This window comes from Streptomyces sp. rh34, assembly GCF_002551245.1.
GTDB lineage: Bacteria > Actinomycetota > Actinomycetes > Streptomycetales > Streptomycetaceae > Streptomyces.
The window spans coordinates 1-11,220 of the sequence record NZ_NTGZ01000240.1 but is presented as its reverse complement, the minus strand read 5'-3'; the positions used below and the strand labels follow the sequence as shown (position 1 = coordinate 11,220).

6 protein-coding genes are annotated in these 11,220 nt (G+C 71.4%); all 6 read right to left on the bottom strand.

Annotation, left to right across the window (positions count from 1 at the left end; all coding sequences use genetic code 11):
- On the bottom strand, positions 1-6,503 hold a 6,503-nt coding region (locus tag CR470_RS30290), incomplete at its 3' end, for a type I polyketide synthase (RefSeq protein WP_257138962.1).
- 60 nt (positions 6,504-6,563) lie between these two features.
- Positions 6,564-7,700 (bottom strand): acyl-CoA dehydrogenase family protein, encoded by a 1,137-nt coding sequence (locus CR470_RS30285; protein ID WP_097870680.1) that lies wholly within the window; start codon positions 7,698-7,700, stop codon positions 6,564-6,566.
- Positions 7,693-7,986 carry an acyl carrier protein gene (locus tag CR470_RS30280; protein WP_097870679.1) on the bottom strand — a complete coding sequence of 98 codons (294 nt, stop codon included), beginning with the start codon at positions 7,984-7,986 and terminating at the stop codon, positions 7,693-7,695. The genes CR470_RS30285 and CR470_RS30280 overlap by 8 nt, the downstream gene beginning before the upstream one ends.
- The gene (locus CR470_RS30275; RefSeq protein ID WP_218923791.1) at positions 7,979-8,998 is read right to left on the bottom strand and encodes an HAD-IIIC family phosphatase; all 1,020 of its coding nucleotides are present in this window, start codon (positions 8,996-8,998) and stop codon (positions 7,979-7,981) included. The genes CR470_RS30280 and CR470_RS30275 overlap by 8 nt, the downstream gene beginning before the upstream one ends.
- Before the next feature lie 58 nt (positions 8,999-9,056).
- Positions 9,057-9,914, bottom strand: coding sequence for a 3-hydroxyacyl-CoA dehydrogenase family protein (locus tag CR470_RS30270; RefSeq protein ID WP_097870677.1), 858 nt, complete (start codon positions 9,912-9,914; stop codon positions 9,057-9,059).
- A gap of 291 nt (positions 9,915-10,205) precedes the next feature.
- Positions 10,206-11,220, bottom strand: a 1,015-nt coding sequence (locus CR470_RS30265) for a helix-turn-helix transcriptional regulator (protein ID WP_143663906.1), incomplete at its 5' end; no start/stop codon positions are given.

The following is an 11,220-nucleotide window of genomic DNA, read 5'->3' as shown; positions in this document are numbered from 1 at the left end:
AGAGACAGGGATAGGACGTAGAGCCGCTTCCTCTCGGCCGAGACGGCCAGCGGCCCGCCGAAGGCGGCGGGCGCGAGGGCCGCGCCGTCGCCGGCCGGGGCCGCCGAGGCGGCGCGCCGGAAGTCGAAGCCACCGGCCCGGATCTCCTCCACGGCGGTCCGGAAGGCGTCGAGGATGCGGTCCTTGTGGTCCTCGGTGTGGGCCAGCGAGAAGTAGCCCGCGCGCCGCTCCCAGACGAACACACCGTGGTGGGCGAGGAGTTTGAAGAACAGGTTGGTGGTCAGGGTCATCGTGGCCACGTCGCTCGGCGCGACAGGCTCGTACTTGTACATCGAGGCGCAGTGCGACAGCCGTACCGGTACGTCCTCCCGGTCGAACCAGTCGTTCGCCCGGCGCACGAAGTCGTCGGTGAAGCGGTTCAGCGCGGCGATCCGCTCCGCTCCGTCCTCCTTGAGGTTCGTCAGCACCGCCCGGCAGGCCGCCATGGTCAGGGGGTGCTTGCAGAACGTTCCGGCGAAGAAGGTGGTCGGTACGGCGGGCCGGGAGCCGGGGGCGTCGGAGGCGTCGGAGAACGCTCCGCCGTCCACGGCGTCGAGGTACCTCGCGCGGCCGGCCACGATGCCCACGGGCATCCCGCCGCCGACGAGTTTGCCGTACAGCGACATGTCGGACTCGACGCCGAAGTACGCCTGCGCGCCGCCGGGTTCGAGCCGGAAGCCGACGATCATCTCGTCGAAGATCAGGGCGATGCCGTGCTCGGTGCAGATCCGCCGCAGCTCGCGCAGGAAGCCGGCGGGCTGGAGGCCGGGGTTGCGCGACTGCACCGGTTCGACGAGGACGGCGGCGAGTTCGCCGCCGTGCCGGCGGATGCTCTCCAGGGACTCCTCGGCGCCGTAGCGCAGGACGAGGGTGTCCTCGATCATGGCCTGGGGGATGCCGATGGTCAGCGGAACGCTCCCGGTCCCGTCGCTCTCGGCCAGGACGCCGTCGAACCCGCCGTGGTAGGAGTCGGTGAACCGCACGATCCTGTCGCGTCCGCTGACCGCCCTGGCGAGCCGCAGGGACACCATCACGGCCTCGGTGCCGGTGTTGCAGAAGGCGACCCGTTCGGCGCCGGTCATCTCGTGGACCAGTTCCGCGACCTCGCCCGCGACCTTGTTCTGGGGCCCGAGTTCGAAACCGGCCGCCAGTTGGTCCTGGATCGCCTGTACGACGAAGTCGGGCCGGTGGCCGAAGAAGTGGACGCCGTAGCCGATCCCGGTGTCGACGTAGCCGTTGCCGTCCACGTCCCAGAACTCGGCCCCCTCGGACCGGGCGGACACCAGCGGGTAGGCGGTCTCCCGCAGGCTCGGGTCGAAGTTGAGCGAGTTGATCCAGTCCGCCAGACGTTCCCGGTGGGCGCCGGCGTGCTCCTTCGACCCGGTGGTCCTGGCGGTGTAGCGGGCGACGAAGTCGGCGACGAACCGCTGCTGGCGATCGGTGAGCCGGTTCTCCCGCAGCGAGATGTTGTTGTTGTAGGTGCCGACCCTGCGGACCGCCGGGGCCGGGCGGCCGGGGACAAGGTCGCGGGCCCGGTCGTCGGCGTGGTCGTCGGCGTGGTCCGTCTCGGCCCGGTCCACCGACGCGCCATCGGCGCCGGGGCCTGCCGGGGCGGCGCCGCCGAGCACCTGGAGCTGCCGGCGCATGACGTCCAGCTGGGACTGGATCACCGCCTCGATACCGGAGGCGGGCCGGGGCTGCTGAAGCGGCTGGTCCGGCAGGAGTTGCCGGTCCGGCTGATGCGGCTGGGCCGGTACGGCCCGCCGGTCCGGCTCGGGGGACGGCTCCGGCTCCGGGCGGTTGCGCAGGACGAAATCGGCCACCTGCCCCACCGTGTGGAGCGACTCGAAGAAGGTCGTGAGGGGGATGTCGAGGCCGAAGTTCCTTTGGATGCGCTTGCCCAGCTGCACGAGCATGAGCGAGTCGACGCCGAGCGAGAACAACTCCACGCGCCGGTCCAGATCCGTGGCCGCCACACCGGTGACCTGGCTCAGCGCCGTCACGACGACCTCTTCGACCGCCTCCTTCTCCGCGCGGCGGGTCTCCGGAGCGTCGGTGCCGGTCACGGCGGCATCGGAGCTCACGGTTCCGCCCGGCGGGGTGCCGTCGGCAGTGAGGCCCTCGGTTCGGCCGGTCATGGTCGCGCCACCCCTTACGGTGCGGTCTCGGTACCAGGTCCGCTGCCTGTCGAACGGGGTGCGCGGCAGGTCGTGGAGCAGCCGCCCGGGGCCCGCGAGATGGCCGGGGTCCAGTTCGGCGCCCAGTTCCCACAGCCGGCCCGCGGTTTCGAGGAACTGCCGCACGTCGGGCCTGCCCTTGCGCAGGCTCGGCAGGACCACCAGGTCGTCGCCGAACTCCTGGGCCACGAGCCCCCCGAGCGTCGCCGTGGCGCCGATCTCGACGAAGGTCCGGAGCCCCGATCCCACGGCCGAGGCGACGGCGTCCCGGAACCGGACGGGCTCCACCAGGTGGCGGCTCCAGTGGCCGGCGTCGATCGGCGCCCCGGGGACGACCGGCCCGGCGGTCTGCGCGGAGATCCAGGTGATCGACGGGTCGCCGAAGCTCCGGTCGCGGATCAGGTCGTGGAGGCGCTCGGCGGCCGGAGCCATCAGCTCCGAGTGGAAGGGGTGCGACACCTGGAGCCGCTCGGTGAAGACACGTCGGCGGCGCGCGGCCTTCAGCACGGCGGCCAGGCTGTCGGCCGGGCCGGACAGGGTGACGTTCTCCGAGGCGTTCACCGCCGCCAGCGAGACGTCCGGGTGTCCGGCGAGCAGCTCCCGGGCCTGCCGCACGGAGCACAGCAGGGTGGCCATCGCCCCGTCGGCCGAGGACTCCTCGACCACGCGGGCCCGGTGCGCGACCAGTTCGACGGCCTGCTCACGGCTCATGACTCCGGCGAAGCAGGCCGCGGCGTACTCGCCGATGCTGTGGCCGATGACCGCCGCGGGGGTGACGCCCCAGCTCGCCCAGTACCGGGCGAGCGCCAGTCCGACCGCGAAGATCATCGGCTGGGTGTACAGAGGCGAACCGAACCGCTGCGCGGCCTCGTCAGCCTCCCCTGTCTCCTCCGCGAACATGACGTCCAGCACGGAGATTCCGGCGACGCGGCGGAACTCGGCGTCGATCTCGTCCAGTTCGCGCCGGAAGACCTCCGCGTGGGCGTAGAGCTCCCGGGCCATGCCCGGATACTGCGTCCCCTGTCCGGAGAAGACGAACACCGTGTGCGCCGGTCCGTGGCCGGCGTCGGGCGCCGCCTCGGCCGGGCCCGCTTCGGCGGCGGCCCGCAGGTCGTCCGCCGTGGCGCAGACCAGGGCCCTGCGGTGCTTCGCGACGCGCCGTCGGCCCAGGGTGTGCGCGATGTCGTCGAGCTCCGCGCCGACGCCGGCGCTCCAGTCCGCGAGGCCGTTCAGCGCGGTCCGCAGCGCCCCGGCGGACTTCGCGGAGACCGGCAGCAGCCGGGGTGCGCCCGGTACGCCCCCGGGGCGGCGCGGCGCCTTCTCCCCCTCGTACTCGCCCACGATGACATGGGCGTTGGTCCCGCTGACGCCGAACGAGCTGATCCCCGCCAGGCGCGGACCGCCCGACGGCTCCCAGGGAACCTCTTCGGCGACGACCTCGACAGGGGCCTCGTCCCAGTCGATGAGGTGGTTGCCGGTGCGGAAGTGCAGGGTGGCCGGCAGGCGCTTGTTCCGGAGGCAGGTCACGATCTTGCAGAGGGCCGCCATTCCGGCGGCGGACTCCAGGTGCCCCAGGTTCGACTTGACGCTGCCGACTCCGATCTTCTCCGTACGCCCGGCGAAGACCCTGGCCAGGGAGTTGATCTCCTGCGGGTCGCCGATCGGTGTCCCGGAGCCGTGGGCCTCGACGTAGGAGACGTCCTCGATCCCGACTCCCGCCTCGGCCATGGCGTCCTTGATCACCTGGCTCTGGGCCACGCTGCTGGGGACGGTGAAGCCGCCGCTGCGGCCGTTGTGGCTGATCGCCGATCCGTGCAGTACGGCCAGGATGTCGTCGCCGTCGCGTTCCGCGTCCGCCAGCCGCTTGAGGACGACGACCGCGCCGCCCTCGCTCCTGATGTAGCCGTCCGCGCCGTCGTCGAAGCTGCGGCACCGGCCCGACGGCGCGAGCGCGCCGAGCCGTGACCACGACAGGTGTCCCTCGGGGCTGAGGATCAGGTTCACGCCTGCGGCGACGACCAGGTCGCAGCCGCCGTGCCGCAGTTCCCGGCCGGCCAGGTGCAACGCGTACAGCGAGGAGGAGCACGCGGTGTCGATCGCCATGCTGGGGCCGGTGAACCCGAAGGTGTAGGAGATGCGTCCGGCGGCGGCGTTCGCCATATTGCCGGTGTACGTGTACGCCTCGTGGGAGTAGCCGAGGTTCCGCCCGACCTGGCTGTAGTCGTTGTTGTAGATACCGACGAAGGTGCCGACCCGGCCGGTGGAGCCCGCCGCGTACGGGTCGAGGCCGGCGTCCTCGAACGCCTCCCAGGTCAGTTCGAGGAGCAGCCGCTGCTGCGGGTCGATCAGCTCGGCCTCGCTCGGCGAGATGCCGAAGAAGCCCGGGTCGAACCGGTCGATGTCGCGCAGGTAGCCCCCTTGGGTGGTCGTCACCTCGGTGAGGTCCAGCGGGCTGTGCGCCCACCGGTCGGCGGGGACCGGCTCCACCACGTCGATCCGCTCGCTCAGCACCTGCCAGAGCTCTTCGCGGCTTCCGATGCCGCCGGGGAGCCGCATCCCCATCCCGACCACCGCGACCGGGCCGGACGACGGGGCCGGAGCGGGAGCGGGAGCGGCCTGGTCCCGGGCCGCGCGGTCCGCGCTGCGCGTCCGGGGGGCCTCGGCATTCTCGACGCCGGCGCGGGCGGCGATCGTACGCCGGAGCTCGTCGACCAGCGCGGCGGGCGCGGGGTGGTCGATGACGCAGGTGCTTTCGAGCCGGACTCCGAGCCGGCGTTCGAGCTTGGCCTGGAGGGCGACCAGCCGGACCGAGTCGAGGCCGAGGTCGAACAGGTTCGCCTCGCGCAGGGCCGGGTCCAGGGCGGTGCCAGGAGCCCGGCCGCCCTCCAGCTCGCCGACGATGCCGTCGACGATCGCATCGACCAGCTGGTGGTCGGCCCCACCCGGACCGGCCGCGGCGGTCGAGGAGAAGGGGGCGGCGGGGACGGCCGTGCCCGGACCGGTGGCGGTCGGGCCGCCCGCCCCGCCGGACTCCGGCAGCTCCCGATCCCAGTCGACCGGCACCCCGTGCACCCAGGCTTCCGCCAGCGAGGCCACGAAGCGGGCCGGGCCCTGCTGGTCGCGGCGGAGCGTGCCGATCACCGGCACACCGCGGCCGGCGGCGGCCACGATCTCGTTCATCGGGCGGACGAGCCCCGGGTGCGCGCTGAGTTCGAGCAGTGCACCGTGGCCGTCGGCGAGGACGGCGCGGGCCGCCTGCTCGAACATCACCGGGCTGCGGAGGTTGCGGTACCAGAACCCGGCGTCCAGCTCACGGGTGTCCAGCCGTCCGCCGGTGGTGCTGGAGTAGAAGGGCAGGTGCGTCGGCCGCGGGGCGACGTCGCCGAGTGAGGCGAGCAGGGCCTCGCGCTGCGGCTCGACGCGCGGCGAGTGCGCGGGGAAGTCGACGGACAACTTCTGGGCGTAGGTCCCCTCGTCGCGCAGTTCCTCGACGATGCGGTCGACGACCCGTCCGGCTCCGGCGATCACCACCGACCGGGGCGCGAACACCCCGGCGACGTCGACGGCGTCCGACGCGTCGGCCCCGGGAGCACCGAAGCGGGCCTCGACCTCGGCGACGGTCAGCCCGACCATCGCCATGCAGCCCTGGCCCACCATCGGGACGTGCGCCCGGCTCCACAGCGCCGCGACACGCGCGGCCTCGTCGAGGGGCAGCGCGCCCGCCACCTGTGCCGCGGCGATCTCGCCGAGGCTGAAGCCCGCGACGGCGCCCGGCTCGACCCCGTGGGAGCGCCACAGTTCGGCGAGCGAGACCATGATCGCGAAGAGCACGGGTTCCACGACGGCGGGCGACCACAGCTCCGGAGCCCACTCCTCGGCCTTCAGGACATCGACGAGGGAGAAGTCGACGTGCGGGGCCAGGGCGTCGGCGCACTCGCCCATCCGCCGGGCGAAGACCGGGGAGGCCGCCAGCAGTCCGGCGCACATGCCCGGGAAGACCGCGCCCTGCCCGGGAAAGACGAACACCGGGCGCACCTCGTCCGCGGCCACGCCCCGCACCGCCCGGGGGCTCGCGCACCCCTCGGCCACGGCGGCCAGCGGTTCGAGCCAGGCACCGCCCGACGGGAGCAGCACGGCCCGGTGGGTGGCGGCCGACCGGGCCGAGGCCAGGGATTCCGCCGCTTCGCGGGGGCCGGCCGTGCCGTGCTCGACCCGCTGCCGCAGCCGGGCGGCGCGGTCGCGCAGGTCCTGTCCGCTCGGTGCGCTCAGGAGCCATGGCCGTGTCATCGGCACAACCCCCCGTACCGGGTGCCGACCTGAAAGCCCACGATGTACATCGCTCCCCGCCTAACCCTTCCTGGCGAATGTGGTGAGACCGAAATCAGCGATCAGCGTCTGCTGCACCTGTGAGGTTCCCTCGATGATTTCCAGGATCTTCGCCTCCCGGAAAAGGCGTTCGGCGGGAAATCCGTTCCAGCACCCGTTTCCGCCGAGTACCTGGACCGCGTCGGATGTGACACGGGCCGCGACGGTCGAGGAGAAGTATTTGGCGACGTTCGTCGCCGCGACCGCTTCCGGGCTGCGTTCGACGCGTAACCGGCCCGCCCTCCGGCAGAGTTCCCGTGCGGCGGACACCTGGGTGACGGCGTCCGCGATCATTTTCTGCACCAGTTGGAACGAACCGATCCTGCTGCCGAACTGTTCGCGGCGCGCCGCGTGGGTGCACATCTCCTCCAGAGCCGCCTGCGCGATCGCGACCCCCGCCCAGGCGATGCTGTAGCGCCCGCGGAACAGTGCCGGGTTGACGACGAAGGCGAATCCGGCCCCGATTCCGGAAACGAGGTTCTCGGCCGGTACCTCCACCGCGGAGAACACGACCTCGGCCATGTGTGTGGCCCGGTTTCCGAGCATGCCCGACATCGGCCTGATCTCGACCCCGGGTGTGTCCCGGTCGACGAGGAAGGCGCTGATGACGCCGTTGTCCGTCGCGAAGACGAGGAAGACGTCGGCGATGCCCGCGAAGGAGATCCACTTCTTGTGGCCGTCGAGGACGAAAGCGTCGCCCTTCCTGAGGTAGCGGGTGGACATGGACGCGGCGTCGGAGCCCGCGTCGGCCTCCGACAGCGCGAAGCACGCGATCCGCCGACCGCTCGCGAGGTCACGCAGGTACTTCTCCTTGATCCGCCGGGAGGCCCGGTCCGCCAGCGTCTCGGCGACCAGGGAGGTGTGGACGGTCAGCAGGGCCCGCGTGGAGGCGCACGCCTTGCCGATCACCTCGGTGAGATCGCCGTACGCGAGCGGGGACAGGCCGAGGCCTCCCCACTCGATCGGCACGGTCGCCCCGAGGAACCCCGCGTCCGCCATCTGTTCGATCACCTCGCGCGGAAGGTGTTCGGTGCGGTCGAACTCCGCTGCGCGCGGTGCCAGTTCGGCGGCGAACGCGGCGGCGCGCTCCACGGCGGTGGCGGCGGGCCGGTCATCCACGGGGTGCCGCCCTCAGCTCGTCGACCATCTGCACCATCCGGTCGACCGAGCTGAACCGCCGCAGGCTGAGGAAGTCGTCAGGGACCTCGACGCCGAAGGTCCTCTCGATGTGGTCCAGCAGCTGCATGGCGAAGATCGAGGTGACGAACCCCTTGTCGAAGATGTTGTGCTCGTCGAGCAGTTCGACGTCGTCCAGCGCGGTGATGTTCTTCCGGACGTAGTCCCGGATGCTCGCGCGGACGTCCACGCCGGAGGCCTCGTCCACCGAAGGTCCGCTGTCATGCATCGATGTCCACCTTCACGTGGTCGGGGTAGTCGCGGACGATCGCGAGATCGTTCTCGAAGAGGTGGTCGGCGCCGTCCCGGGAGACGACGCGGAAGTTCGCCAGCTGGTACGTGAGCAGCATCTGGCGGTTGCGGTCGGTGCGCCGGAACCTGGCGAAGAGGCGGACGCCGTTCGCCGCCGCCTCCTTGACCAGGAACTGCAGCAGTACGGTTCCGACGCCCTTGGAGACCGTCCGGCAGGACATCAGCAGCAGTGCGATCGTCCACCGGTCCCCGGACTTCTCGACGAGCGCCATCCCGATCTTTCCGTAGGAGCCGTAGCGGTCGGTCAGCTCACAGACCCACAGGTCGTGGTCCGGATCGGGGATGAGCTCGTCGAGTTCGTCGTACGAGTAGGGGATGCCCGTCGAGTTGAGCTGGCTGGTGCGGTGGGTCAGCTCCTCCAGCCGCATCAGGTCGCCCTCGCGGGCCCTGGAGATGGCGAGCACCATGCCGAGGTCGTTCAGGAACGCGTCGCGGGGCCCCTCGAAGGCGAGTTCGGACCGCTCACGCCGCTCGTCCTGCTGGTACATCAGCCGGCGCCGCCGCGCGTCCTCGGTGACGTGCGCGGGGGACAGTCGGGGCAGCCCGGGGAGGAGGAGGCGGTCGGCCGCGTCGATCGTCTCGACCTCCGGGTGGACGAAGGCGACCTCGTCGCGTTCGAATTCCTGGTCGTCGATGAAGACGAAGGTGTCCAGCCCGATGTTCAGCCTCTTCTGAAGCTCCGTGATGGAGCTGGACTTGCTGTTCCAGTTGATCTGCGGATAGAGGAAGTATTCGGCGATGCCCAGCTCTTCGAGTTTCCGGAAGGCGTCGTCGTGATGGTTCTTGCTCGCTATGGACTGCAGGATGCCGCGCTCGTCCAAGGTCTTGATGGTCTCGATGACCTGAGATTCCACGACGACTTCGTCACCCGCGGAAAGGGTTCCTCGCCAGAGCGTGTCGTCCAGATCCCAGACAACACATTTCGCCATTTTCATCAGACACCACTCCCCCACAGCGAACTACGGTTCGTCACACGGCTTTTGTCGGTCAGCGAGAAGCGTCGTAGGTATAGAATCCCTGTCCGCTCTTACGGCCGACCGTCCCGGCGTCCACCATTCTTTTCAACAGGGGGCAGCACCGGAATTTCGGGTCCTGCATGCTCTCGTAGAGCACCTGCAGCGAGGCGACGACCGTGTCCAGGCCGATCAGGTCCGCCGTGGCCAGGGGCCCCATCCTGTGGCCGTAGCCAAGGGTGAATATCGCGTCGATCTGCTCGGGTTCGGCGACCCCCTCCTGGACGAGGAACGCCGCCTCGTTCATGAAGAGGTGGGACAGCCGGTTCGAGACGAATCCCGGCGAGTCGCGCACGAGGACCGGCCGCTTCCCCAGCGCGCCCACGAACGCCTCGGCCTGCTGTGCCGTCGCGTCGGACGTGCGGTGCCCCCGCACGAGTTCGACGCACTCGATGAGTGGCACGGGGTTCATGAAGTGCATGCCGATGACGTTCTCGGGACGCGCGGCGAGGGCGGCGATCCTCGTGATCGAGACGCAGCTCGTGTTGACCGCGATGAGGGCGCCCTCCGCGCAGACCGCGCGCAGCTCCCGGTGGACCTGCTCCTTGACGGCGACGTCCTCGACGACGTTCTCCACGATCCAGTCGGAGCCGGCGAGCGCGGCCGGGCTGTCGGCGGTCCGGATCCGGCCGGCGATCCCCTGGTCCTTCCACCGGGGCTCGTCCGGGGCCATCAGCCGGTATCGCCGCACCAGGGCGCGCAGGTCACGGGCCGCCGTCGACAGGACCTCCGGGTCGTGGTCGCAGAGCACCACGTCGTACCCCTGGGCGGCACAGGTGACGGCGACGTCCTTGCCCATCACCCCGGCGCCGATGATCCCCACCTCTGGCATCGCGGTCACCCCCGCCGACGGGCGGTAGTGGCGGCGGCGGACGGGTTGCGGGCCGGGCGTCGCCCGCAGGCCGACGTGGGTGCGGGCAGGCGCGCACCGTCCCCCGAATGGACGATCATGGTTCCCCCGAGTTGCTGGTTGTACGATCAACATCGTCTGGGGAAGCTCGGCTGGGAACCCCTACTCGGAAGATAGGGGCCCCGGTTCACACGCCCCCGCCCCGCCGCGTCCGCCCCTTGGGGCCTACGCCCATTCGGCGTCGCCCGCCCGCGCGGGATCGTCGGACACCCCCTAAGGGGTGTCGGCGCTCCGCTGGTCGATGCCACCGGTCAACAGCGGGATCAGCGCCGCGCGTCCGGGCACGTCGAGCTTCCGGTAGATCCGGGTGAGGTGCTGTTCGACGGTGCTCATCGTGATGAAGAGGTTCTTGCCGATCTCCCGGTTGGTGTGGCCGCGGGCGGCCAGCGTCGCGACCTTCCGCTCGGCCTCGGTCAGCGCGTCGGCCTGTGCCGCCGGGGGCTTCGGGGGGCCGTCCGACTCGCCGGAGAAGGGCTTCTCCGGCAGGAGCTGGACGCCGCAGGATCGTGCCAGCGCGAGGGCTCTGGTCTGGGCGGCCTTCGCCTCGTCCGCGGAGCCGGTCAGGTCGTAGGCGCGGGCCAGCGCACGGAGGGAATGGGCGACCTCCACCAGGTCGCCGCTGTCGCCGAGCGAGCGGACCGACTCCTCCAGCATCACCGGCCGGTCCTGGAGCGGGCTGATCGAGGCCAGCACCCGCAGGGCCCGCCCCCAGGTGTGGGGCGCGTCCCGGCCGGCTCGGCCCAGCTCCATCTCGGCGAGCGAGCGGGCCATCCGGTGGTTGCCCAGCATGATCTGGGCCTCCGCCGCACCGGTGCGCCACGCCGCGAGGTCCGGCAGGTCCACCCCACGCAGGAGCATCAACTGCCCGCACCGGAAGAGCATGTCCAGGGCCTCGTCCGGCTGTCCGCGCGCGATCTTGTACTGCCCCGCGGCCCAGAGGAGCCGCAGCCCGAAGTCGGTCTCCAGCAGTGGCTCCGCCGCGGCCGACCGCAGGTGGTCCTCGGCGCGGGCCAGTTCGCCCATCGCGGTGTTCGCCGCGCCCCCGACCGACAGCGGGCCCGCCAGTGCCGGTCCCCACTCCCGCGCGGGAAGCATCCGCAGGGCCGCGTCGATCATCGCGGCGGCCTCGCGGACCTCACCGCGGCGCCGCTTGGCCTCGGCCCGGCGGACGAGGCGCCCCGCCTCCCCGGCGAGGGCCTGGCGGCGCCCGGCGACGGTCGGCGACTCA